General features: G+C 67.1%; 22 protein-coding genes. 18 read left to right on the top strand and 4 right to left on the bottom strand.

Annotated features, from left to right (window positions below):
* Positions 1-30: 30 nt before the first annotated feature.
* Both EL337_RS28195 and EL337_RS28190 read right to left on the bottom strand, forming a co-directional pair.
* Positions 31-1,101: a tartrate dehydrogenase gene (locus tag EL337_RS28195; RefSeq protein WP_048631456.1), complete on the bottom strand. Its 1,071-nt coding sequence runs from the start codon at positions 1,099-1,101 to the stop codon at positions 31-33.
* Positions 1,098-2,327, bottom strand: coding sequence for a lycopene cyclase family protein (locus EL337_RS28190; RefSeq protein WP_048631455.1), 1,230 nt, complete (start codon positions 2,325-2,327; stop codon positions 1,098-1,100). The genes EL337_RS28195 and EL337_RS28190 overlap by 4 nt, the downstream gene beginning before the upstream one ends.
* A 182-nt stretch (positions 2,328-2,509) precedes the next feature.
* Between EL337_RS28190 and EL337_RS28185 the strand changes: the two genes are divergently transcribed.
* From EL337_RS28185 to fbaA, 7 genes are read left to right on the top strand one after another with little or no spacing between them, the layout of a single operon-like run.
* Positions 2,510-3,511, top strand: coding sequence for a substrate-binding domain-containing protein (locus EL337_RS28185; protein ID WP_048631454.1), 1,002 nt, complete (start codon positions 2,510-2,512; stop codon positions 3,509-3,511).
* A gap of 8 nt (positions 3,512-3,519) precedes the next feature.
* Complete coding sequence (locus EL337_RS28180) at positions 3,520-4,515, top strand: ABC transporter permease (protein ID WP_048631453.1); 996 nt, start codon at positions 3,520-3,522, stop codon at positions 4,513-4,515.
* Positions 4,512-5,306 (top strand): ATP-binding cassette domain-containing protein, encoded by a 795-nt coding sequence (locus EL337_RS28175; protein WP_048631452.1) that lies wholly within the window; start codon positions 4,512-4,514, stop codon positions 5,304-5,306. The genes EL337_RS28180 and EL337_RS28175 overlap by 4 nt, the downstream gene beginning before the upstream one ends.
* Positions 5,284-6,204: a PfkB family carbohydrate kinase gene (locus EL337_RS28170; protein WP_048631451.1), complete on the top strand. Its 921-nt coding sequence runs from the start codon at positions 5,284-5,286 to the stop codon at positions 6,202-6,204. The genes EL337_RS28175 and EL337_RS28170 overlap by 23 nt, the downstream gene beginning before the upstream one ends.
* Positions 6,201-6,851, top strand: coding sequence for a nucleoside/nucleotide kinase family protein (locus EL337_RS28165; protein WP_048631450.1), 651 nt, complete (start codon positions 6,201-6,203; stop codon positions 6,849-6,851). The genes EL337_RS28170 and EL337_RS28165 overlap by 4 nt, the downstream gene beginning before the upstream one ends.
* A 5-nt stretch (positions 6,852-6,856) precedes the next feature.
* A complete protein-coding gene (locus tag EL337_RS28160; RefSeq protein ID WP_232786752.1) occupies positions 6,857-7,858 on the top strand; it encodes a LacI family DNA-binding transcriptional regulator in 1,002 nt (333 codons plus the stop codon).
* Between the two features lie 7 nt (positions 7,859-7,865).
* The gene (fbaA, locus tag EL337_RS28155) at positions 7,866-8,888 is read left to right on the top strand and encodes a class II fructose-bisphosphate aldolase (protein ID WP_048631448.1); all 1,023 of its coding nucleotides are present in this window, start codon (positions 7,866-7,868) and stop codon (positions 8,886-8,888) included.
* Here fbaA and EL337_RS28150 read toward each other — a convergent pair.
* Positions 8,885-9,550 carry an NADPH-dependent F420 reductase gene (locus EL337_RS28150; protein ID WP_048631447.1) on the bottom strand — a complete coding sequence of 222 codons (666 nt, stop codon included), beginning with the start codon at positions 9,548-9,550 and terminating at the stop codon, positions 8,885-8,887. The two genes, fbaA and EL337_RS28150, sit on opposite strands and share 4 nt — an antisense overlap.
* A 111-nt stretch (positions 9,551-9,661) precedes the next feature.
* On the opposite strand from EL337_RS28150, the gene EL337_RS28145 reads away from it, so the two are divergent.
* Together EL337_RS28145 and EL337_RS28140 are read left to right on the top strand one after the other, a co-directional pair.
* The gene (locus tag EL337_RS28145) at positions 9,662-10,285 is read left to right on the top strand and encodes a flavin reductase family protein (RefSeq protein ID WP_048631446.1); all 624 of its coding nucleotides are present in this window, start codon (positions 9,662-9,664) and stop codon (positions 10,283-10,285) included.
* 121 nt (positions 10,286-10,406) lie between these two features.
* Positions 10,407-10,841, top strand: coding sequence for a hypothetical protein (locus EL337_RS28140; RefSeq protein ID WP_048631445.1), 435 nt, complete (start codon positions 10,407-10,409; stop codon positions 10,839-10,841).
* Positions 10,842-10,917: 76 nt separating this feature from the next.
* On the opposite strand, the gene EL337_RS28135 is transcribed toward EL337_RS28140, so the two are convergent.
* Positions 10,918-12,309, bottom strand: coding sequence for a PucR family transcriptional regulator (locus EL337_RS28135; RefSeq protein ID WP_197724158.1), 1,392 nt, complete (start codon positions 12,307-12,309; stop codon positions 10,918-10,920).
* Between the two features lie 170 nt (positions 12,310-12,479).
* Between EL337_RS28135 and EL337_RS28130 the strand changes: the two genes are divergently transcribed.
* The 9 genes from EL337_RS28130 (at position 12,480) to EL337_RS28090 (ending at position 25,099) form a co-directional block, all read left to right on the top strand.
* Positions 12,480-13,946 (top strand): APC family permease, encoded by a 1,467-nt coding sequence (locus EL337_RS28130; protein WP_048631444.1) that lies wholly within the window; start codon positions 12,480-12,482, stop codon positions 13,944-13,946.
* Positions 13,943-14,641 (top strand): SDR family NAD(P)-dependent oxidoreductase, encoded by a 699-nt coding sequence (locus tag EL337_RS28125; protein ID WP_048631443.1) that lies wholly within the window; start codon positions 13,943-13,945, stop codon positions 14,639-14,641. Before EL337_RS28130 ends, EL337_RS28125 begins: the two co-directional genes overlap by 4 nt.
* A complete protein-coding gene (locus EL337_RS28120) occupies positions 14,638-15,402 on the top strand; it encodes an SDR family NAD(P)-dependent oxidoreductase (protein WP_048631442.1) in 765 nt (254 codons plus the stop codon). Before EL337_RS28125 ends, EL337_RS28120 begins: the two co-directional genes overlap by 4 nt.
* Positions 15,403-15,419: 17 nt before the next feature.
* The gene (gene speB, locus EL337_RS28115) at positions 15,420-16,388 is read left to right on the top strand and encodes an agmatinase (RefSeq protein ID WP_048631441.1); all 969 of its coding nucleotides are present in this window, start codon (positions 15,420-15,422) and stop codon (positions 16,386-16,388) included.
* Entirely contained in the window at positions 16,385-17,260 is an 876-nt protein-coding gene (locus EL337_RS28110) for a polysaccharide deacetylase family protein (RefSeq protein WP_048631440.1), read from the top strand. The genes speB and EL337_RS28110 overlap by 4 nt, the downstream gene beginning before the upstream one ends.
* Positions 17,261-17,461: 201 nt before the next feature.
* Complete coding sequence (locus EL337_RS28105) at positions 17,462-20,113, top strand: two-component system response regulator (protein WP_232786751.1); 2,652 nt, start codon at positions 17,462-17,464, stop codon at positions 20,111-20,113.
* A gap of 6 nt (positions 20,114-20,119) precedes the next feature.
* Entirely contained in the window at positions 20,120-23,623 is a 3,504-nt protein-coding gene (locus EL337_RS28100; RefSeq protein ID WP_048631439.1) for a response regulator, read from the top strand.
* Positions 23,623-24,483, top strand: coding sequence for a CheR family methyltransferase (locus EL337_RS28095; RefSeq protein WP_048631438.1), 861 nt, complete (start codon positions 23,623-23,625; stop codon positions 24,481-24,483). Before EL337_RS28100 ends, EL337_RS28095 begins: the two co-directional genes overlap by 1 nt.
* The gene (locus tag EL337_RS28090; RefSeq protein ID WP_048631437.1) at positions 24,470-25,099 is read left to right on the top strand and encodes a chemotaxis protein CheB; all 630 of its coding nucleotides are present in this window, start codon (positions 24,470-24,472) and stop codon (positions 25,097-25,099) included. Before EL337_RS28095 ends, EL337_RS28090 begins: the two co-directional genes overlap by 14 nt.
* Position 25,100: the final 1 nt, after the last annotated feature.

Raw genomic sequence — 25,100 nt, 5'->3', positions numbered from 1 at the left:
CCGTGCTCACCGGCCACTCCAGCGTAACCGTCATGGCGCGCCGAGGGCGTCGACGACGGCGGCGCCCAGGGTCGCGGTGGTGGCGGTGCCGCCCATATCCGGGGTCAGCGCCTCGCCGCGCTCCAGCACGGTCTCGATGGCGGTGAGCACCGCTGCGGCAGCCTCGGTTTCACCGAGATGCTCGAGCATCATGGACCCGCACCAGATCTGTCCGATCGGGTTGGCGATGCCGCGGCCGGCGATGTCGGGCGCCGAACCGTGGACGGGCTCGAACAGGCTGGGGAACGTCCGCTCGGGGTTGATGTTGGCGCTGGGCGCTATCCCGATGGTGCCCGTGCAGGCGGGGCCCAGGTCGGACAGGATGTCGCCGAACAGGTTCGAGGCGACGACGACGTCGAACCAGTCCGGGTGCATGACGAAGTTCGCCGCGAGGATGTCGATGTGGTACTTGTCCACGTCCACCTCGGGATAGTGCGCGGCCATCGCCTGCACGCGTTCGTCCCAGTAGGGCATCGAGATGGAGATGCCGTTGCTCTTGGTCGCCGAGGTGAGGTGCCTCTTGGGACGAGACCGGGCAAGGTCGAAGGCGTACTTGAGAATTCGGTCGACACCGATCCGCGTCATGACCGTCTCCTGCATCACCACCTCGCGGTCGGTGCCTTCGAAGATCTTGCCGCCGACACTGGAGTACTCACCCTCGGTGTTCTCCCGCACGACGTAGAAGTCGACGTCGCCGGGCCGGCGACCCGCAAGCGGGCTGGGCACGCCCGGCATCAACCGGACCGGGCGCAGGTTCACGTACTGGTCGAAAGCGCGCCGGAACTGCAGCAGACTGCCCCACAACGACACGTGATCGGGCACCACCTCGGGCCACCCCACGGCACCGAAGAAGATCGCATCGAAGCCACGGAGCTCGTCGAACCAGTTGTCGGGCAGCATCTTTGCGTGCCTGCGGTAGTACTCGGCGCTGGAGTGGTCGAAATGCTCGACCTCGAGCCGGAAGTCGAACGCGGCCGCCGCGGCCTCCAACACGCGCAGTCCTTCGGGGACGACTTCGGTGCCGATGCCGTCGCCCGGGATGACGGCGATGCGGTGGGTCATTGCGAGACCTTTCGGTAGCGGCGCTGGCCCTCGGCTGAGACCGGTTCTTCGTTGGTACCCACCGGGGGAAGGACGGTGGGGGTGACGAGGCGGCGACGTAGCCGACCGTCGGCCCCGAGGAAGAGGCGGCCGAGTACGGCGGTCATCCCACGCAGATCGTCGCGCCCGGTGAGGTAGGTCCAGCGGTGGGACTCCGGTAGCGCGAAGAACTCTTCGAAGAAGCCCGGAACTTCCGTAGGCGGCATCCGCAGCAGCGCCTCCAAGCCGATCCGCCGGAGGCGGTGAACCACCTTCGCCTCGAAGGGCCATACGGTGCGGCGGGCCGCGGTCAGGGCGGTGCCCGGGTCGCCCGGTAGATGCGCGGCGAGGGCAGCGGCCACCTGCGGGGCCAGCGCCAGGGATGTGGCCAGGCTGAACCCCGTCGCCGGGTGAATGAACGGGGCGGCCGCGCCGAACCCGAGCACGCCGGGCCCGCGGTGGCGCCGGTGGTCGATCCGGAACGAGACCTTCTCGGACGCAGCATCTTTGGGAGGTTCGATGCCGTGGCGGGCCAGCCGGGCGGCCAGCCGCCGGCGCAGCGTGGCCAGTGGCAGCCCCGGGCGGCGCGCCAGGGAGGTCTCCTCCACCAGCACCTGCCCGCCGCCGAGCGGAACGACGTAGAGAAACGTCGGCCAGCCGGCCTCGCCGTGGTCGGCGCGCCAGTCCATGAACATCGCGTCGCCGGGGGCGATCAGCGGCGCGGCCGTCTCCTGATCGACGATCAATCCGTAGGCGGTCTGGGCAGCAGGCACCCGGCGTGAGGTGGTCGGGTCCAGTGGCCGTGCCTGGCCGCCGGCGTCGATGACCACCGAGGCCCGCAGGTGTGATCCATCCGCCAACGCCACGACGCCGACCTCCGGCGATCCGACGGCGCGCCCGGCGTGGATCTGCACCCCGGTCAGCCCGTCGGCGAGGTGTGCACGGAGCGCAGGCACGTCGAGGACGGCGTAGTCCCAGCCCAGCCGATGTTCCGTCAGCGCGATCGCCCGGCCCGCGGCACGAGCCGCGACGAGCGACGCCGGGAGATCAGCCGGAAGTTCCCGGCTCCACATCCCGTAGGTCGCCGTCCACGGCTTGTCGGGGGCGGAGTCCAGCAACCCGGTGGTCAGTCCCAGCCGGGTGCACGCCCCTGCCAGCGCCATTCCCGCGGGGCCGCCGCCCACCACCAGAACGTCCACACGTCCCATCGTGCCCGCTGCCGCTGATCCCCGTCGTATGGAGGGTGCGCGCGCAAGGATGACGACATAAACGGACATCGACGACAGCCGGGAATTTTTCGCGAAAGCGCATGCGCAAGCGCTTGCCTAGCCTCTAGGCTCCTGCAGAACACGGGGCGCGATCGGCGTCGCATCGGGACAAAGGAGTCCACATGTTCGGAAAGCGCAACAGGAGCACGCTCGCGGTCGGCGCGGTTCTCACGGCCGGCTCCCTCGTTCTCGGACTGACCGGCTGCAGCGGCGGGTCCGGTTCGGACGGCATCAAGATCGGGCTGATCACCAAGACCGATTCCAACCCGTTCTTCGTGAAGCTGCGGGAGGCTGCCCAGGCGCAGGCCGACAAGGACGGCGCCGAACTGGTGGCGCTTGCAGGAGCTTTTGACGGCGACAACGAGGGACAGGTGGCCGCCATCGAGAACATGGTCGGCCAGGGCGTCAAGGGCATCCTGATCACCCCGAACTCCTCCACCGGCGTGCTCGACGCGATCAAGAAGGCCCGCGACGCGGGTGTCGTCGTCATCGCCCTCGACACCGCCACCGATCCCGAAGACGCCGTCGACGCCACCTTCGCCACCGACAATCTGGCCGCGGGTGTCAGCCAGGGCAAATGGGTCAAAGCCGCGCTCGGCAACGTGCCGCCCCAGATCGTGATGCTGGACGGCACCCCGGGCGGCACCGTCGACACCTTCCGCCACGACGGATTCCTGCAGGGCTTCGGTATCTCCGAGGGTTCCCCGGAGATCGTCGGCCAGGAGAACACCAACGGCGACCAGACCAAGGCGCAGACGGCGATGGAGAACATCCTGCAGCGCGCCCCGGGTATCAACGCGCTCTACACCATCAACGAGCCGGCGGCCGCCGGTGCCTACCAGGCCATCCAGTCCGCCGGCCGGGCCGACCAGATCACCATCGGCTCGATCGACGGGAGCTGTACCGGCGTCGCGGACGTGAAGTCCGGAAAGATCGGCGCCACCGTCATGCAGTTCCCGGCCAAGATGGCCGAACAGGGTGTGCAGGCCGTGGTCAAGTTCGCCCAGGACGGCACCAAGCCCAGCGGATTCAACGACACCGGCTCCGAGCTCATCACCGACAAGCCGGTTCCCGGGCTCCCCTCCAAGGACACCGCCTGGGGCGAGCAGAACTGCTGGGGCTGAACCGTCCCATGAGCACCGACGCTCCGACCACAGCGAAGCCATCGGTATCGAGCCGGTTCAATGTGGACAGCATCCTGCGTGAACCGTTGCTCGGTCCGCTGGTGGCGCTCGTCCTCGCCATCATCATCTTCAGCTCGATCTCGAACTCGTTCCTCAACCCGCAGAACGTCTCGTTGATCCTGCAGCAATCGGTGGTCATCGGCATTCTGGCCGTAGGCCAGACCCTGATCATCCTCACCGCCGGTATCGACCTTTCGATCGGTGCGATCGCCGTCTTCGGCAGCATCGTGCTGGCCCAGAGTGCCGGTGCGAACGGTCCTTTCGTGGCGCTGGGGTCGACGCTGCTGGTCTGCGTGCTGTTCGGCGCCGTCAACGGCGGACTCGTCACGGCGCTGCGCCTACCGCCGTTCATCGTCACGCTGGGAACGTTCACCGCCATCCAGGCGGCGACCCGCCTGCTGGCGGGCTCCGAGACCTACCGCGTGGAGCAGGGGCCGCTCACGTTCCTGGGCACGTCCTTTCGCGTCGGATCCTTCTCGACCACGTACGGCGTGGTCGCGATGCTGCTGGTCTACCTCGCCGCCTGGTACGCCCTGAGCCAAACCGCTTGGGGTAAACATGTTTACGCGGTCGGCGGGAACCGGCAGGCCGCGGATCTCTCCGGCATCAAGTCCGGGCGGGTGCTGCTGTCGGTCTACATCACGACGGGCGTGATCGCGGCCATCGCCGCATGGGCCGCCCTCGGGCGCATCCCGAACGCCGACCCCAACGCGTACCAGAATGCCAATCTCGAATCGATCACCGCGGTGGTCATCGGTGGCACCAGCCTGTTCGGTGGGCGCGGCGGTGTCGGCGGAACGCTGGTGGGCACGTTGATCGTCGGTGTGCTCCGCAACGGCCTGACCCAGGCCGGCGTCGACAATCTGTATCAGAACATCGCGACCGGCATCCTGGTGATCGTCGCGGTGGCCGTCGATCAGTTCACGCGCAGGAGGTCACAGTGACCACGCAGACGACAGGCGTACCGGTTCTCGAGGCACGCGGACTCGTCAAGCGGTATGGGAGCGTGACGGCCATCAACGGAGCCGATTTCGCGCTGCGGGAAGGCGAAGTTCTTGCCGTCATCGGTGACAACGGTGCCGGGAAGTCCAGTCTGATCAAGGCGTTGGCCGGCGCGGTGGTGCCCGACTCGGGTCAGATCCTGATGAACGGGACTCCCGTGTCGTTCAAGAACACCCGAGACGCGCGCGCGGCGGGTATCGAGACGGTGTACCAGGATCTCGCGGTCGTGGCCGCACTCGACATCGCGTCCAACCTGTATCTCGGCCGCGAAGTACGTCGAAAGGGCATCGCGGGCAGTCTGTTCCGCCGGTTGGACATGCCGAAGATGCGGCAGGATGCGTCCCAGCACCTCGCCGATCTGAAGATCGGCATCAAGTCGGTGAACCAGGCCGTGGAGACGCTGTCCGGTGGGCAGCGTCAGGGTGTCGCGGTGGCGCGGGCTGCGGCGTTCGGCCGCGGCGTCATCATCATGGACGAGCCGACCGCTGCGCTCGGCGTTCGGGAGTCGGGCCAGGTGATCGATCTGATCCGGTCCATCCGTGACCGCGGTATCCCCGTGGTGCTCATCAGCCATGACATGCCGCACGTCTTCGAGGTGGCCGACCGGATTCACATCCACCGACTCGGGCAACGCGCCGGCGTCGTCGATCCGAAGAAGCGCTCGATGTCCGAGGTGGTTGCGCTCATGACCGGTGCAGAGGAGCCGAGCGATGAGGAACGCGCAGGTCTCTGAGAAGGCTCCGGTCGGGGTTTTCGTGGGGCTGGCGACACTCGACGTCATCCACCGCATCACGAAAGCGCCTGCGGAGAACCAGAAGATCACGTCGACGGCGCAGTTCGTCGCGGCGGGCGGACCGGCCGCGAACGCCGCCGTCACCTTCGCGGGACTGGGCGGCAGTGCCGTCCTCGTCACTGCGCTCGGCGACGATCCGGTCGCCGATCTGGTTCGGGCCGACCTCGCCGCCTTTGGCGTGCACGTCGTCGACGCGGCGGCAGGTACCCGCCGCGCGGTACCCGTCTCCGCGGTCTCGGTCATCGAATCCACCGGTGACCGGTCGGTCGTCTCACTCGACGCAGTGAACTCCGACGCCTCGCCACCGCCGGACCTCGCCGACCTGGTGGACGGTGCCGATGTGGTTCTCGTCGACGGACACCACCCCCTGATCGCCCGTGCTGCCGCTGGACTGGCGGCAGCACGGGCCACCACCCTCGTGGTCGACGCCGGCCGATGGAAACCGGTGATGAGCGACCTCGTCCCCGTCGCCACGGACATGGTGTGCTCCAACGATTTCCGGCTGCCGGGTACCGGCAGCCCCCAGGAAACCGCCGCTGCGCTGGTGCGCAGTGGCGTTCGCACCGTCGTCACCACCCACGGCGGTGGTCCCGTCGAGTGGTGGTCCGGTGGCGAGTCCGGGAGCGTGCCGGTAGAACCCGTGGTGGCCGTCGACACGCTGGGCGCCGGCGATGTCTTTCACGGCGCGTACGCGTACTTCTCGACCCAGAGCGAGAGCAGTATCACCGAGCGCATCGCGCGATCGGCCCGGGTGGCTGCACTACGGTGTTCGGTGGTCGGGCCGCGGGCGTGGCTGAGGAACCTCTCTGTCGCACAGAGTCGAAAGCGAGAACGGTGACCATCGACCAGGACGTGCAGGACGCCACCCTCGACGAGTTGGTCGGGTGGGCCGCGGCGCTCGTCGTCCCCGGCGAGCGCCGCATCATCGGTCTCACCGGTGCGCCTGGCGCCGGGAAGTCCACCGTCGCGGAGCAACTCGTCACGGCCCTGGGTCCGGACACCGCCGTGCTCGTCCCCATGGACGGTTTCCATCTGGCCAACCAGGTCCTCATCGACATGGGTATCCGGGAGCGCAAAGGGGCGCACGACACGTTCGACGACGGCGGGTACGCCCGGCTGATCGCGACGCTGCGTGCTCAGCGCGTCGATGACCCGATCGTGTACGCGCCCCGGTTCCGGCGGGAGATCGAAGACTCGATCAGCTCGTCCATCCCCGTCCTGCCCACGGTGCCGCTGGTGGTGACCGAAGGCAACTACCTCCTGCTGGAATCCGATGCCTGGCCCGCGGCCCGATCCTGCATCGACGAGGTGTGGTTCCTGGCCCCCGACACCGACGTTCGCCACGCACGTTTGGTGCGCCGACACGAGGCGTACGGAAAGTCGCCCGAGGAAGCGGCTTTCTGGGCGCTGGGGTCCGACGAGCGCAACGCCCAACTGATCGAGTCGACCGCAGGTCGCGCGGACCGCATCGTGCGTCTCCGGTGACCACGATGGGCGACGTCGCCCGCATCGCCGGCGTCTCCGCATCGACTGTCTCGCACGTGCTCAACGGCACGCGCAAGGTCGACAGCGCCACGCGCCTACGTGTCGAAGCGGCCATCGAGCAGACCGGCTACCGGCGCAACGTCGTCGCCCGCTCGCTCGCCGCAGGCCGCACGCACACGGTTGGACTCTCGATCTCGGCGCTGACGAACCCGTACTTCGGTAGCCTGGTGCACGCCGTGGAACGCGCACTCTCCGATGCCGGCTTCGTGCTGATCCTCGGTGACTCACACGATGACGTGGAGTCGGAGAAGCGGGTCACCGACTCGCTGCTGGAGCGGCAGGTCGACGGGATGATCGTCGCACCCGCGGCGGGTTCGGAGCGCGTCACCCTCCCCAAGATCACCCGGACCGGGACACCGCTGGTGCTGATCGACCGCGGCGTCGACATCGGCTGCGACCGGGTGGGCCCGGAGAACTTCTCGGCGTCGCAGTCGTTGACCGAGCATTTGCTCGACCTGGGACACCGGCGGATCGCCGTCGTCCGCGGGCTCGCCGGGATCTCCTCCACCACCGAGCGTTTCGACGGGTACTGCGCGGCACTCGCCTCGCGCGGCATGGCGGTCGACGCCGATCTCGTCATCGACGGACACTCCAGCACGGACGTGGCCGAACGCGAAGTTCGTCTGCTGATGTCGGCACGCGACCGACCCACCGCGCTGATCTCGCTGAACAACTCCATGACCATCGGAACGCTCAAAGCCGTTCGCGCCCTCGGCTTGTCGATACCGGCCGACGTGGCCTTCTCCTGTTTCGACGACTTCGAATGGTCGGACCTCTTCGAACCCCGGCTCACCGCGGCGGCGCAGGACGTCGAGACGATCGGCGCCACGGCGGCCGACTTACTGCTGCGCCGCATCCACGGACACGATGCGGCGCCACAACAGATTCGCGTGCCGACGACGATCCACCACCGCAATTCATGCGGATGCCCCGACGCAAACCGATAGGACGACCATGCCGATAGCTTCCCCCGATCACTATGTTGCGATGCTCGATCGCGCCAAGGACGGGGGATTCGCGTATCCGGCCATCAACGTCACCAGTTCCCAAACCCTCAACGCCGCGCTGCAGGGGTTCGCCGAGGCCGACAGTGACGGCATCATCCAGGTATCACTGGGAACGGCGCTGTATCTGTCCGGCAACTCCGTCGCGAACCGCTTCGCGGGTTCGAAGGCCCTGGCGCTCTACGCACACGAGGTCGCATCGCACTACCCGGTCACCGTGGCCCTGCACACCGATCACTGCCCTGCCGACAACCTCGACGACTGGGTGCGGCCGCTGATCGCCGACTCGAAGGAACGTCGCGCGCGTGGCCTCGACCCGCTGTACCAATCGCACATGTGGGACGGTTCGGCGGTCCCCCTCGCCGAGAATTTGCGCATCGCCGAGTCATTGCTGGCGGCATCGGTGGAGGCGAACACCCTTCTTGAGATCGAGGTCGGGGTGATCGGCGGTGAGGAGGACGGTGTCTCGCACGAGATCAACGAGCAGCTGTACTCCACCGTCGACGATGCGCGCGCCACCATCGCGGCACTGGGGACCGGGGAACGGGGCCGCTACCTGACCGCGTTGACCTTCGGCAACGTCCATGGCGTCTACCACCCGGATTCGGTGCATCTGCGCCCGGAGATCCTGGAGGAGATCCAGACCGTCATCGGCGGTGAAACCGGCAAGGCCAAGCCGTTCGACCTCGTCTTCCACGGCGGATCGGGATCGAGCGCCGAGGACATCGCCTCTGCTGTCGCCAGCGGCGTCGTCAAGATGAACATCGACACCGACACCCAGTACGCCTTCACCCGGTCCATCGCCGGCCACATGATCTCCCGCTACGACCAGGTGCTCAAGGTCGACGGCAGCTACGGCGACAAGAAGGCCTACGACCCGCGGTCGTGGGGCAAGCCGGCCGAGAACGCCATGGCGGGAAGGGTTGTCGAGGCCGCGCAGATGTTGGGGTCGGCCGGACGCGCGATGCGTTAGGTGCGCGCGCTCCACTCCGGAGTACGTGCGGGCGTCGCCTCGGCAAGCGCCTTGACGGTGTCGGCGACGTCGAAGTCCTTGCCGTACACCGGTGTTCCGGGCTGCTGGCGCCACGACTCGGAGATGGGTCCGGCCGCCACCGGGTCGAACCCGAGATCGTCGACCAGCGCATGCACCAGTGCACGGCCCGGACCGTCCTCGCCGGCGATCGGGAGCGCGATGCGTCCCGCCGCGCCGCTGGGCTTTCCACTCTCGAGCAGATGCTTCCACCAGATCCCGTTGAACACCTTGTACACCGGTGCACCGATCTGCTCCGCGACCCACGCGCTCTCGGCCTGACCATCCTCGATCGCCGGGATCTCACCGTCGCGCTGCTGGGGGTAGTAGTTGTTGGTCTCGATCACCGGTGCGCCCGGCTTGCGGGCATCGACGATGCCGTCGGCGAGGTCGGGGACGTTCTTCTGCGGGATGCTCACGATGACGAGGTCGGCGTCGGCGGCGGCGTCCTTCGCCCACACCGCCGTCGCACCGGTCTCCGCGGCAAGGTCGGCCAGCGTCTCGGGCGCGCGCGAGTTGGACACGGCCACGTCGTGACCGAGTACGCGCAGCCGGCGCGCGAGCGTGCCGCCGATGTGTCCCGCCCCGATGATCCCGATCTTCATGCCTGCCTCCGTACGCCGTTTCTCACTCGTCGGGGCAACGCCGGGCGCGGGAACCCTATTCCGCCGCGCACAATGGGCAGCACCTCATCACACGACTGGAGATACTCGGACATGGCCCGCCCTGACGCGCACTTCTACCGCCCCGCCGACGGCACCGGGCTGCCGCACGACCCTTTCAACGCCATCGTCGGCCCCCGGCCGATCGGATGGATCTCCACGCAGGACGCCGACGGCGTGCTCAACCTCGCCCCGTACAGCTTCTTCAACGGCTTCAACTACCACCCGCCCGTCATCGGATTCGCCTCGATCGGGTGGAAGGACAGCGTGGCCAACATCGACGCCACCGGCGAGTTCGTCTGGAACCTGGCGACCCGCGAGTTGGCGACAGCCATGAACGAAACGGCGGCCACGCTGCCGTCGCAGGAGGACGAGTTCGCCACGAGCGCCATGACCCCGGTGCCATCGGTGGCGGTGGGCGTTCCGCGGGTCCTGGAGAGCCCGGTCAACTTCGAATGCGTGCTGACCCAGCTCATTCAACTCAAGGACAGAAGTGGCCAGAACATTTCCACCTGGATGGTGCTCGGCGAGGTCGTCGCGGTGCACATCGATCGTCAGTGGCTGACCGACGGGGTGTACGACACCGCGGGCCCACGGCCCATACTGCGCGGCGGCGGCCCTGCCGACTATTCGGAGGTGCGACCGGACACGATGTTCAGGATGACCAGGCCGGCGTGACAAAGCGTTGATCATTTGTCACGGGACGTAGCGAACGGGACCACCGAAACCGCAGTGCATCGCCGGCGGGCGTGAGAGCATCACTGCGGTAAAAGTGCTCCCAATTCCTGCTGGAGGCGGCGTGAATCGTCTACCGAGCGCGGCTTCGGCGGCGCTGCTTGTCCTCGGCGCGATTCTGTGTGCGCCGTCAGCGGCCGCCGCTGAGGGGGACCAGACCATCCGAGTGCAGAACGGCGAGATCCGCTGCGTGCTCAGCGCCGACTACGAGGGCCGCGGGCGCCCCATGGCGATCTGCGGCAGGACGAACGGCGGCCCGTTCGCGGTGTCGCCGTCGCCGCTGAATCTTGCGGTGGTACAGGCTGCCGGCGAAATGTACTTCATGGCGGGAACCGTTCCCGGTCCCGAGACCGTCGACGTCGTGTTGGGACCAGGCCAGACCTATCGGGCGAACGGGTGGAATGTCAGAACCGAGGAATTGCGGACTCTGATCTGGAACGACGACGGCGGGCACGGGATACGGGTGAACCCCGTGGACGTCGCCGCCATCTGGATCTGACGCCGCCGAGACGGTAATGACGCAGCGAAAGTTCGAGTAGGGCCCTGCACGGATTCAGCCTCGGCGAGTTGTGAGGCTAGAGCTCAGGCGATCCACCGGCCCGGTCGACCGCGTGGAGGCCGATCGAGAACGCCATCTGATCGTCGTGGGACAGCGGGTCCCGGCCGGTGAGTTCGCGGATGCGCGCCAGTCGGTGCCGCACGGTGTTGGTGTGCAGGTACAGGTCTCGTGCGGTCTCGCTCAGCGATCCGCTGACGGCGAGGAATGTTCGCAGTGTGCGCACGTGCTGGGTCCCGCGCTGACGGTCCGTCTCGACCAGGGGGTCGATCAGCTGCTGCTTGAACGGAGCGAGCTGCGCGGACGGGAGTTGCTCGAGCAGGCTGTCGAGCGTGCTCAGCTGATCGGGTCCGACCCGGCGCCCGCGGCGCTGGGCCAACTCCAGCGCGATGCGTGCCTGCCCGATCGCCGACCCGATGTCGGTGAGCGGCAACGGTGCCGAGTGGCCCGACGGCAGTGACAGGTCGTCGGTCAGCTCGAGCGCGCCCGGAGTCAGCATGAGGCAGAGATCCGGGGCGTCGCCGACCAACGCCTCGGGGACCGCCATGGACAGCAATGCACCGGCGCCGGCCGGCCACGCCGAGCAGGTCAACGGTCCTGCGGCGGCGAATCCAGGCCAGTCCAGCAGTTGGCTCAGCGCATCGGGCAACAGCATGCGCCGCTCCACCAGCGAGAGCAGCTGGCCGACCCGCTCACGGGCGAGCGCGGCCTCGACATCCTGTTGCACCGTGGTTGCGCGCACGAAGCGGGCGATGAGATCGAGCAGCGCCGGCTCCGGTCGCTCGCCACTGCCCACCCAGCCGAGCGTCCCCACCCCGGGGACGTCGACCGTGACCACCGGCGACCCGGTGTCGGTCACGGCATCTGCTGTGCCGTGTTCCAGCAGGAAGTGACACTCCAGGATCTGGCCTGCGGTATCGAGCAGTCGGCGGGCCGAATCGTGGCGCCGTAGCGATGACAAGAGTGCCGGCACCAGCGCGTTGGTGGCGCGCGCGACAGCGATCTCCGCGCCGAGCCCGTATTCGGCGACGAAGCGGCTCACCGTGCTGAACGGCACGCTCGGCGGCGCGACGAGGACCGGCAGCCCGTGTCGACGGCACTGGGTCAGCAGGTCCGCCGGCACCACGTCGTGGCCGTCTCCGATGCCGAAGCACACGCCCGCCGCACCGGCGCCCGCCAGCGCATCGGCGAAAGTGCGGCAGTCCTGCGGCGTCTGCAGGCTGATGCCGACCGTGCAGACCAACTCGCCACCCCGGAGGTAGCGCGACGGATCCCGCATCTCGGTGGTGTGCGCCCAGCTGATCGTCCGCTCGAGATCCTGGGGGGCGTCGTCGGGCACTGCCACCCCCAGCCGGGGGGCCTCCAGCAGGTCGCGCAGCGTCGGGGCTCCGGTCTCGGCAGCGCCCGTCATTGGACGAGCGTAACGCCGCCGTCACACGCGCGGCGTCCCGCATTGTGCGATCGTCCAATACCCGGCCCCCGTGCGGTGCGATCGCCGCGTCTTCGTCGCAACGGCTGGCATGCCTGCCGACCTGGGGTGATAGTTCGAGCCAGTAGCGCACCGAACACGGGGAGCAGCACATGTCGTCACAGATCAGTTCCGAGCAGCAGCCGCACGTGCTCCGCAGGGAGTTCTCGCTGTGGTCGGCGTTCGCCTTCGCGTTCGCCTTCATCTCGCCCATCGTCGCCCTGTACGGCATCTTCGGTCTGGCGTTGTCGGCCGCGGGTCCCAGCTTCTGGTGGGGCTTCCTGCTGGTGTTCGCCGGCCAGTTCCTGGTCGCGCTGATTTTCGCGACCCTGGTGTCGCGGTGGCCGCTGGAAGGGTCGATCTACCAGTGGTCGCGGCGGCTGCTCGGCACCACCTACGGCTGGTTCGCGGGCTGGGTCTACATGTGGACGCTGGTGATCGCGATGGCCACCGTTGCTCTGGGTGCGGCCGGGTTCGTCGCCAACATCATCGGCATCCAGGAGCCCTCGGGAGGAACGCTTGCACTGATCGCCCTGGTGATTCTGTTGGCCGGCACTGCGGTCAACCTGATCGGGCGGGGTGCACTGAAGATCTTCATGATCGGCAGCATCATCGCCGAGGTGATCGGATCGGTGGTGCTGGGCACCTGGCTGCTGCTGTTCCACCGGCAGAATTCCATCTCCGTGCTGTTCACCGGCGGCGGCACCGACGTGGACATGCTGGCGTACCTGACCGGACCGTTCATGCTCGCCGTCGCCTTCATCGGCTGGTCCTTCGTCGGCTTCGAGAGCGCCGGCTCCATCGCCGAAGAGGTGCACGAGCCGCGCCGCGACCTTCCGAAGGCGGTCTTGTTCTCGCTGGCATTCATCGCCGTGGTGGTGGCCTACTCCAGCCTCGCGATCATCCTGGCGATCCCCGACCTGGGTGCGGTGGCCGAAGGCGCGGTCGCCGACCCGGTCTACGACACCCTGACCACGGCATTGGGCGCCGGAATCGCGGTACCGGTGGAGGTGCTGTTCGTCATCGGCTTCCTCGCCAGCTTCCTGGCGTTGCAGACCTCCGCGTCGCGGGTCATCTGGGCCTACGCCCGTGACGGCGGGCTGCCCGCGGCCGGCGCCCTGGTCCGGCTGCGCGGCAAGGCACGCATCCCGGTGGTGGCGATCCTGGTCACCACCGTGGTGGGTAGCGCGCTGTTCCTGCTCAGCATCGTCGCCGGGGACGTCTACTCGTTGATGGTGAACTTCACCGCGGGCGGTTTCTACCTCGCCTTCCTGTTCCCGCTGGTCGGCTTTCTCGTGGTGCTGTTGCGCCGGGCCTGGACCCCTGCCGCGTTCTCTCTGGGCCGCGCGACGCTGCCGGTGGCACTGGTCGCCGTCGTATGGGCGACCCTGCAGTTCCTCAACATCGCGTGGCCGCGGGTGGCCTTCGACCAGCGCTACCTGGACTGGTCGGTGTGGATCGGCGTCGTCGTGCTCGGCGTGCTCGGCGCCGCGCTCCTGGCCTCGGTGCGGTCCCGCATCACCGGCACGGATGCGGTCGACGACGCCGAAGCCCGCGATGAGCTGGCCGACCGTCGATGAGTGGACAACCCGTCGCGCTGGTCACCGGCGGCGCCAGCGGCATCGGTGCGGCCACTGTGGACATGCTCCTCCGGCGTGGGTTCACTGTCGGTTGCCTCGACCTCAAGGAATCGGTAGCCGGGGCTGAATACACTGTTGCCGCTGATGTTTCGGACGCCGACGCGGTGCGCGAGGCGGTTTCTGAGCTCCGCGACCAGCTGGGGCCGGTGTCCGCGGTCGTGACGTCCGCCGGCTACTACGAGATGGCCCCGGTCGCCGACATCACGGTCGACGCGTGGCGGCGGATGCTGCGCGTTCACCTCGGCGGCCTGGTCAACGTCGCGCGGGCGACACTGCCGGACCTCGTCGACGCGCGGGGCGCGCTGGTCGCGGTGGCCAGCGAACTGGCCGTCGGCGGTGGCGACGGGGACGCGCACTACGCGGCGGCGAAGGGCGCCATCCTCGGCTTCGTACGCAGCCTCGCCGCCGAGGTGGCCCCGCAGGGAGTGACGGTCAACTGCGTGGCCCCCGGTCCCACCGACACACCGCTGCTCGCGGCCGACTCCCCATGGCGCGCAAAGGAGTATCTGACCACGCTGCCGCTGCGGAAACTGGCCACGCCCCGGGAGGTGGCCCGCTGTATCGAATATCTGCTGTGTGACGCGACCTTCAGCGTGGGCGACGTCGTCAACGTCAACTCCGGAGCCGTCATATGAGTACCGATCTGACCGGGCGGGTCGCGCTCGTCACCGGCGCCGCCCAGGGCATGGGCAGCGCGCACGCTCGTCGCTTGGCCGCTGCCGGCGCCACGGTGGCGGTCAACGACATTCGTGACAGCCCCGCGCTGGCCGCCCTCGCCGATCAGATCGCCGGCGTGCGCGTCGCCGGTGACATCTGCGACCCGGCCGAGTGCGAGCGAGTCGTCGCCGACGTCGTGACGGCCACCGGCAGGCTCGACATCCTGGTGGCCAACCATGCCTACATGACCATGGCGCCACTGCTCGAGCACGACGACGCCGACTGGTGGAAGGTGGTGGACACCAATCTCGGTGGCACGTTCTTCCTCGTTCAGGCGGTCCTTCCGCACATGCGGGCGGCGGGCGCCGGACGCGTCGTGGTGATCACGAGTGAGTGGGGTGTCACCGGGTGGCCGGAGGCGACAGCGTATGCGGCCGCGAAGTCCGGGCTGATCTCCTTGGTCAAGACCCTGGGACGAGAACTGGCGCCCGAGCACATCATCGTGAACGCGGTTGCTCCCGGCGTCACCGACACGCCCCAGTTGCAGGTGGATGCCCGTGCGGCCGGCCTCGACCTGGGGACCGTGCACGAGCTCTACGCCGAATCGATTCCCTTGGCTCGCATCGGAGTCCCCGACGAGATCGCCGTCGCCGTCGAACTGCTGTCCGACTTCGAGTTGGAAGCGGTGGTCGGTCAGGTGATTTCGTGCAACGGCGGTTCCACCCGGTCGAGAGCGTGATGACGGAGGTAAAACGAATGCACAGCCAGCCCTATGTGGAGACCACGCCGGGCGTCTTCGGCCAGGTGGACGCACAGGCCGTCCCGCGTTACGCGGGCATCGCCACGTTCGCGCGGCTGCCGCAGCGCCACGAAGTCAGCGACTACGACATCGCGGTGGCGGGTGTGCCTTTCGACAGCGGGGTCACCTACCGTCCGGGCGCCAGGTTCGGGCCCGCGGCCATTCGCCAGGCCTCCCGGTTGCTGAAGCCCTACAACCCGGCCCTCGATGTGACACCGTTCGCCGCGGCGCAGGTGGTCGACGCTGGTGACATCGCCGCCAATCCGTTCGACATCACCGCCGCGGTCGACGAGATCCGCGCGGGCATAAGGGGATTGATCAGCAGACCCGAGCAGCGTGTCGTGCTGCTCGGCGGCGACCACACGATCGCGCTACCTGCCCTGCAGGCCGTCAATCAGGTGCACGGCCCGGTGGCGTTGGTGCATTTCGACGCCCACCTGGACACCTGGGACACCTACTTCGGGGCGCCCTGCACCCACGGCACACCGTTTCGGCGTGCCTCCGAGCAGGGTCTGCTCGTCAAGGACCGTTCCGCGCATGTGGGCATCCGGGGGTCGCTCTACGACCGTTCCGACCTTCTCGAAGACGCCGAACTCGGGTTCACCGTGGTGCACTGCCGCGACATCGACCGCATCGGGGTGGACGGAGTGATCGAACGCGTGCTCAATCGGGTCGGCGATCACCCGGTATACGTCTCGATCGACGTCGACGTACTGGATCCGGCGTTCGCGCCCGGGACAGGGACACCCGAGATCGGCGGGATGACGAGCCGCGAACTGGTGGCAGTACTGCGGGCCATGCGGGCGTTGACGGTCGTCGGCGCGGACGTGGTCGAGGTGGCTCCGGCCTACGACCATGCCGAGGTGACCGCCGTCGCCGGGGCGAACCTGGCCTACGAGCTGATCTCGCTTATGGTCGATGGATGAGTGAATTGCGCTGGCCCGACGGCAAAACGGCGGCAGCGGCGTTCACCTTCGATGTGGATGCCGAGTCGGCGGTGCTGTGGGGTCCCGAAGGCACCCTGGAGTCCGTCGGTGCCCGGATGAGCGTGATGAGCCATCAGGCGTACGGGCCGTTGGTCGGCATTCCCCGCATCCTGAACCTGCTCGAGCGTCACCAGGTCGCGTCGACGTTCTTCGTGCCGGGCCACACGGCGGACCGCTACCCGCAGGCGATCCGCAGCATCGTCGCCGCCGGACACGAGATCGCCCACCACGGCTACCTCCATGAACAGCCCACCGCGCTGACACTGGAGCAGGAGATCGACGCGCTCGACCGGGGGCTGGCCGCCCTGGCCGACGTCGCCGGGGTGCGGCCCACGGGTTACCGGGCCCCGATGTGGGACCTGTCCTGGCGCACGCCCGCGCTGCTGGCCGAGCGGGGCTTTCTGTACGACTCGTCTCTGATGGACGCCGACCACCCCTATGAGCTGGCGATCACGCCCGGTGCGGACCGGTCGCTGGTCGAGATCCCGATCCAGTGGGCCCTCGACGACTGGGAGCAGTACTGCTATCTGCCCGACATCTCCGGTAGCGGGCTGATCGAGAGTCCGCGCAAGGCGCGTGAACTGTGGCAGCTGGAGTTCGATGGGCTGCGCCGGGCCAGCGGCTGCTGGGTGCTCACCAATCACCCCTTCCTGACCGGGCGGACGTCGCGTGCCGCCGAACTCGACGATCTGATGCGCTATGTGCTCGACCACGACGACGTGTGGACCACGAACCTCGGCGCCATCGCCGACCATGTTCGGACACTGGGACTCTCACCACGGTCCATCACGCCGCCGGACTTGCTCCGCTGACCGGACCGACGACCTGCACCGACCACGGCTGACACCCGAGGCGAGTCGACACTCGCGTTAATTCCGGCCCGGAGCAGTGAATTTCGTCCGGTTCGCCCGTCTACCTCAGCTGATCCACCTATGATGTGAAACGCTGCGGACCCCGTCGAGACACTTTGCGGGGCGACGGGGGATTAGCGTGCGTATGGGAGATGTGGACGGGTGGAGTTCGAGGCACTCGTCCCGGACGTGGCGACGCCGGGACCGATGACCCTGTCACCTAACCTCTCGCGCGAGACCGCTGCGGTCGACGACACGCAGATGGTCCTCATCGTCGATGACGACGCGAGGCTGCGCGAGCTGTTGTGCACCGTGTTGACACCTTTGGACTGCGAGATCGCCCAGGCTGGCTCCGGCGAGGAGGCGCTCACCGCGCTCCTGCAACGCAAAGTCGCCGTGATCGTCCTGGACATCAACATGCCGGGGATGGACGGGTTCGAGACCGCGCAGTTGATCAGAGACGTCGAAGAGCTGGCGTCGACCCCGATCGTCTTCCTCACCGGTCAGGCAGACGACAGCGACCTGCATCGCGGCTACGACCTGGGAGCGGTCGACTTCCTGGTCAAGCCGGTTCCGCGACAGGTGTTCTACGCGAAGGTCAAAGCGCTGCTGGAACTCGATCGATCCTTCGCCCGGCTTCGCAGTGAAGCTGCGAGGCTGCACGAGCAGCAGATGCAGGACGCGCGCGCCGCCGAAGTCCGGCAACGGGACGAGCTGTCCTTCACCCGGCGCCGTGAGCGGCTGACCAACATCTTCGCCGAAGCCAGTATCGACCTGCCGTCTCTGGAACGGGCCATCGTCACCGAGTTGAGCCAGGTGTTCGCCGCCGAATGCGTGCTGCGCCTGCCGACTCCCGACCATGGTTGGCACGAGTCGCTGTCGCACACGGAGTCCGGTGGCACGTCGGAACTGTTGCAGGCGTTGCTCGTTGAGCCCGAGGCCGACCAGGTCACGACATCGACCACCTATGGGGCCGTCATGGTCGAGGAACTGACCGCCCGCAGCCAGCGTTTCGGCGTCGTCTGTGTGGGCCGACCCGACGGCCCCGACTTCACCGAGGCCGAAGTCGCGCTCTTCCGGGGTGCGTCCGCGGCGGCTGCGCTGGCCATCTCGAACGCCACGCTGTACCGGGTCCAGGCGGAGTACGCCGCGGTCATGCAGGCGACCGGCGACGCAATCCTGGCTGTCGACGTCTCCGGTGTCATCCGCAGCTGCAACAAGGCCGCCACGGCGCTGTTCGGCGGTGATGACGACACTCTGCTGGGTCGATCCATCGTGGAGCTCGCGGTTGCGGCGGATCGGCAGCGCCTGGAAGAACAGCTGGATGCCACACTGGCGACGCGGCAGGAGGTTTCGCTGGAAATGACGCTCGCTGCGCACGATGGGCGGCCGGTCGAGGTGATGATCACGTTGTCGCCGATCGGTGACTCGGTCGACCTGCTCGTCGCCGTCGTCGTCCACGATCTGACCGAGATCAAGCATGCGCAGACAGAGATCCGGCACCTCGCGAGCCACGACCCCCTGACCGACCTGGCGAATCGTCGCCAGCTCAACGAGAAGTTGGCCGTGCTCGCCCGCGAGCAGGACACCGCGCAGGGACTTGTCGCGCTGCTGTATGCCGATGTCAACCAGTTCAAGATCGTCAACGACACCTACGGGCATGACACCGGTGACGAACTACTGCTGGAGGTGGCGACGCGCCTGCGGGCCGCCGTGGGCGACGAGACACTGGTGTGCCGTGTCGGTGGGGACGAGTTCGTCGTGCTGTTGGAGGGCGTGCCGTCGCCCAATACGGCGGTGATCGTCGGAAATACGATCCTCGAGCAGGTTCAGGACGAGCTGGTGCGCTGCAGACACGCGACCTTGCGTCCGTCGCTGAGCATGGGCATCGCATGTCTGGGAGCGGGCGCCCGCACCCCCGAGGAGTTGCTGTCGCAGGCCGACATTGCCATGTTCGAGGCGAAAAAGAACCAGCTTCGCGAATGCGTGCTCTACACGGATGCGATCGGGTCGCGGCACCAGGGGAGGGCACATCTGCGCGCCGAAGTGTCCGATGCCATCACCCGATCGGAATTCCGCATGGTCTACCAGCCGATCGTGAACGCGGCATCCGGTGCCCTGTTCGGCATCGAGGCCCTCGTCCGTTGGCGGGTGGGCGATGAAGAGATCCCCGCGAGCGAGATCATCGCTCTGGCAGAGGATTCCGGGCAGGTACGGCCGCTGGGCCGCTGGATCCTGACACGCACTTTCGAAGACTATGTGGCTCTCGACAGGCGTGATCTGAAGCTGCACGTAAATCTCTCGCCCGACCAGGTGCTCGACAGCGAGTTCCTCGATCACCTGGTCAGCGCTCACCGCAACACCGGAGTCGCGCCGGAGAACGTGTGCCTGGAACTGACCGAGCGCGCGTTCGCCGGAGATCCCGCGCCCGCCCACGCCGCCCTCCGGCGTGCCCGGGACATCGGTTTCAGACTGGCGATGGATGATTTCGGGGTGGAGCACGCGAGCATGGCCAATCTGATGCACGTTCCCGTCGACTGGTTGAAGATCGACCGATCGTTCATCTCCGAGGTTCACGAGAACGAGCGTGTGCAGCGGCTGGTCCGCAGTCAGATCGCGGTGGCAGCCTGCATGCAGATCGACCTGATCGCCGAGGGTGTGGAGACGGAGGGTCAGGCCGATTGGCTTCGAGAAGCGGGTTGCGTTCTGCAGCAGGGCTTTCTGTACTCGCATCCGATAGAGGTAACCGACTTGGCCGCTTATGTCGGTAACCGGATGTCTGTCGGGTCCGATCAAGGTGCGGACGAGAGATAGGGCGACATGACGCTCACCAAACGACTTGCAATCCTCTGCGGATCAGCTCTGTTGGCGATCATCCTCGCGAACGCGCTGTATACGGTCCAGATCAACCGGATCTCATCCCTCTACGAGAAACGTGCCGAGGCCAGGAATTCGCAGGTGGCCGCGCTGGACACCGCGCGGGACCTCCAGAGTCTGCTGACCAAGTACAACCAGTTTCTGGTGGCCGACGATCCCGCGCGGCGTGCCGAGCTCTCCGACGAACTCGACAATCTGGACAGCGTCATCGACATGGACCTCCGCACGGCGGCCGCCGAGGAGACGAACAGCAGCATTCGGTTGCAGTACCAGCAGGCGCTGGCGACCTGGGCGACATTCCAGGACAACTATCGGGCCAGCATCGCGAACAACCAGGAGTCACGAGACGCGGCGACCTCCCGAGAACTCGACGATGAGGCGGCCGGCTTGGAGAACCAGCTGAGTCAGGTTGAGCAAGAGGCGGTACGAGCGGTGGATGACGCCAATCGCACTGCTGCGCAGGCGATCCGTTTCACCAAGGGCACACTGTGGATCTTCGCGAGCGCGATTGTTGCGGTGCTCGGTGCCCTGCTGCTCGTGACCAGCCGCAACATCCACCGCACGGTCACGGGCGCCGCGCTGCAGAATGAGAAAGCGCGGCGTGCCAAAGAGATTCAAGCGAACCTGATGACCGACGTGCAGGGAGCGGAAACCCTGGCTCAGGTGGGCGGGATCATCGTGTCGGGCACCGCGCACGCGGTGGGTGCCAAGCACGGTGCGCTGTATCTGCAGGACCCCGACGATCACAGCCGGTTCTCCCTCACTGCGTCGTATGCCTTCCACCGCCGCAAGGGATTACCGACCTCGTACGGCCTCGGTGACGGACTGATCGGTCAGTGTGCTCTTGAGGGGCAGCGCATCGAAGTCACCGGCGCCCCGGGTGACTACGTCGAGGTCGTGTCGGGGTTGGGCAAGACCGATCCGGTGTCGTTGATCCTGGTTCCCATCAAGTTCGAGTCCGAGGTACTCGGCGTGCTGGAGCTGGCAGGCCTGCGACTGTTCTCCGACGACGACATCGAACTTTTGGAGAGCATCGCCCTCGGCGCAGGGGTGGCCATCGGCGCCGTCGAGTCGGCGCAGAAGACACGCGAGCTGCTGCGGGTATCGCAGGCGCAGACCGAGGAACTGCAGACCCAGGAAGAAGAACTCCGAGCAGCCAACGAACAGTTGATTCAGCGCGAGGACCAGCTCTCGGCCCAGAACGCCGAGCTGGAGGAGACCACCGAGGAACTCCGCTCGCAGCGGGAGGAGCTGCGGGCCAGTTCGGAACGACTTGAATCGCAGGCCCAGTCGCTGGAGCAGAAGAACGAGGAGTTGCAGCGGCTCAGCGCTTCCCTGGAAGTCAAGGCCGAGGAACTGGCCGTCTCCTCGCGGTACAAGTCAGAGTTCTTGGCGAATATGTCGCATGAACTGCGTACCCCGCTGAACAGCATCCTGATCCTGGCTAGCCTGCTGACCGACTCGGACGAACTGAACGACAAGCAGCACGAGTTCGCGGAGACCATCCAGCAGTCGGGAAAGGATCTGCTCAACCTCATCGACGAAGTGCTGGACCTGGCGAAGGTCGAATCAGGGTCGTTGCACTTCGAGCGGGAATCGATCGATGTCGCGGAGCTGGTCCACTTCCTGCAGCGCACCTTCGGCCCCATCGCGCAGGACAAGGGTATCGCGTTCCGCATCGACGTCGAAGATACTGCGCCGCAACGTCTTACCAGCGACTACACCCGGATCAAACAGATCGCCAAGAACCTGGTGGCGAACGCGATCAAGTTCACCGACCAGGGATCGGTGACCGTCGTGCTGTCCGGGGCCTCCGACACGGCGGGCACCCCGGGCGAGGGGTACCTGGCTCTGGCTGTGGTCGATACCGGCATCGGTATCGACGAGGCGGACCACAACGTGATCTTCGAGTCGTTTCAGCAGGCAGGCCGGGGATCGGCCCGGCAGTACGGTGGCACCGGACTGGGGCTGGCGATCAGCCGCGAGCTGTCACGGCACCTGGGCGGCGACATCCTGCTGCGCAGCGTCCTGGGACAGGGATCCACCTTCACCTGCTACCTCCCCGTCGGTGGGAGCGCGACTCCCGAGAGTCGAAGCAACACAACACCATCGAGGCTCGACGTACCGGCGCCCGCGGCGCAGGCGCCGGGCTCGCCCGCGCCCGTGGAGGGCGGTGACGACGAAGCGGCGCGCTTCGGCGCAGTCGACACCTCGAGTGTCACCTGGCCCGCGGGCACCAAACCCGTTCTGCTGATCGTGGAGGACGACGCCACGTTTGCGAGGATGCTGGCCGAGCTTGCCACCGAGGCCGGCTTCGAATCTGTGGTGACCCCGAGCGGCCGAATGGCTCTGGCCCTGGCCAAAGAACGGCAACCTGCTGCCATCACGTTGGACATCGGGCTGCCGGACATGGCCGGCTGGGTGGTGCTGGACGTCCTCAAGCACGATCTCGCCACCCGCCACATTCCGGTCAATGTCGTCTCCGGGTCCAACGACGACGGCCGCGGCCGACGGATGGGCGCCATCCAGACGTTGAACAAGCCCGCCGAGATCTCCGATCTGCGTTCGATGTTCGCCGCCACGGCCGACTTCCTCAAGCCTGGACCCCGTCACGTCCTGGTTGCCGAGGATGACGCCAATCAGCGGCAGGTGGTCAAGCACATGATCGAGAGTGACGACATCTCGATCACCTGTGTGGGCACCGGTGAGCGGGTACTGGAGGAGCTGTCCGGACCCACGACCTACGACTGCCTCGTGCTCGATCTGGGCCTACCCGACATCGACGGCATCGACCTCATCGAGCGGATCAAGGACCAGCTCAAGGAGAAGAGCCTGCCCGTGATCGTGCACACGGGTAGAGAATTGACCGCGGCCGAAACCGGGCGCCTGGAGCACCTGGCCGCCGCCATCGTGCTCAAGAACGCCAGATCGCCGGAGCGACTGCTGGACGAGACAGCGCTGTTCCTGCATCGTGTGGCCGGTGACATGCCGGACTCGGCACGCGAGATCCTGGCGAACCCCCGACGCATCGATGAGTCGCTGGAAGGCAACACTGTCCTGCTCGTCGACGACGACGTCCGGAACGTCTTCTCACTCGGCAGCGCTCTAAAGCGGTACGGCATCACGGTGATACCGGCGAGCAACGGGCAGTTGGGGCTGGACAGCCTGGCCGAGCATCCCGAGATCGGACTGGTCCTGATGGACATCATGATGCCCGTCATGGACGGCTACGAGGCGATGCGCCGTATCCGGGCCGATTCGCGCTGGCGCAATCTCCCTATCGTCGCGCTCACTGCGAAAGCCATGAAAGGTGACCGGCAGAAGTGCCTCGATGCGGGCGCGTCGGACTACGTCACCAAACCCGTGGACATGGATCAGCTCACCTCGGTGCTGCGAGTGTGGCTGGCCGGCCGACCCCGGGCACAGCCTCAATCCGCAGAGACGTGATGTCCGCGGACAAGCCGGAGTCGGGCCGGGCGCGGGAGTTGGCCCAGATCGAGGCGGACGCGTTCTTCTACGCGGTGTACGAGCATCTGGGGTACGACTTCCGCCACTACAGTGACGCGTCGCGCAATCGACGGCTGGCCGCGTTCGTGCAGCGGCACTCCTTCCGCACCATCTCCGAAGCTCAGGGACAGGTGTTGCGCGATCCGGACCTGCTGGCCGCGCTTCTGGCGGGGATGACGGTGAACGTCACCGAGATGTTCCGGGATCCGAAGGTGTTCGCCAAACTCCGCGAGGAGGTGCTGCCGCGATTGGCGACCTATCCGCGGATCCGGATCTGGGTCGCGGGATGCGCCACAGGTGAGGAGGCCTATTCCATCGCCATCCTGCTCGCCGAGGAGGGACTGTTGGATCGGACCACCATCTACGCGACCGACATCGACAGCGACTCGCTGAGAGTCGCCACCACCGCGATCTATCCTGCCGACGCCATCGTCCGCGCCACGCGCAATTACCAGGCGAGTGGCGGGCAGCGTCCGTTCTCCGACTGGTACGTGGCGAAATACGATCGGTGCATCCTCAGCCCGGAACTGCGCTCGCGGCTGGAGTTCTTCTCGCACAATCTCGCCACCGACAGCACATTCGGGGAGTTCAACCTGATCATGTGCAGAAACGTCTTCATCTATTTTGAGGAGACGTTGCAGCGTCGGGTGGAGGGCATCTTCGAGGAAAGTCTGGCGCCCTTCGGCAATCTCGTCATCGGTCCGCGGGAAGGACTCACCGGTGACGGGGCCAAACTGTTCACGCCACTGGACCGTCGCCTGGGTATCTATGTGACCAAGAACCACCGTGTCTGGCCCTGACGTCGTCGTCTTCGGCGGCAGCGCCGGCGGCATGAAAGCCCTCCGCGGCATTTTCGAGACGCTCGACGACATCCGCGACACCGTGATCGGCGTTGTACTGCACCGCTCTCCAGACCCGTCGCCGCTGGCCGACGTGCTCCAGACCTATACCGCGATACCTGTTCACGAACCCGATGCCAGTCCATGGGTGTGTCCGCCAGGTGCAGTGACGGTGGCGCCCGCCGGCTACCACCTGGTGTTGGGTCAGGAGCGACGGCTGTCCACAGAGCAGGGCACCCCACTGTCCCTCTACCAGGCGGGCCCCGGGGTGCGGGCGCACCTGACGCTGGATGCGCCGGTCGCGCATTCGCGGCCATCGCTGGATGTCGTCTTCGCCAGCGCCGCCCACCTCACCAATTCGGTGACAGCGGTTCTTCTCTCGTGTGCCAACGACGACGGCGCGTCGGGCTGTGAAGCCGTCAAAGCGGCCGGCGGCAGGGTCGTGGTGCAAGATCCGGCCACCTGCGAGGCCCCGATCGCCGTCAACGCCGCGATGCGCAGGGTCGTTCCCGACCACGTCGCTGATCCGCGGGGGATCGGGAGATGGCTGTCGCAGACGCTGGCCTCGGGCCGGTGAT

It is taken from the genome of Mycolicibacterium aurum, from assembly GCF_900637195.1.
GTDB lineage: Bacteria > Actinomycetota > Actinomycetes > Mycobacteriales > Mycobacteriaceae > Mycobacterium > Mycobacterium aurum.
This window is presented reverse-complemented; position numbering and strand designations above follow the sequence as displayed.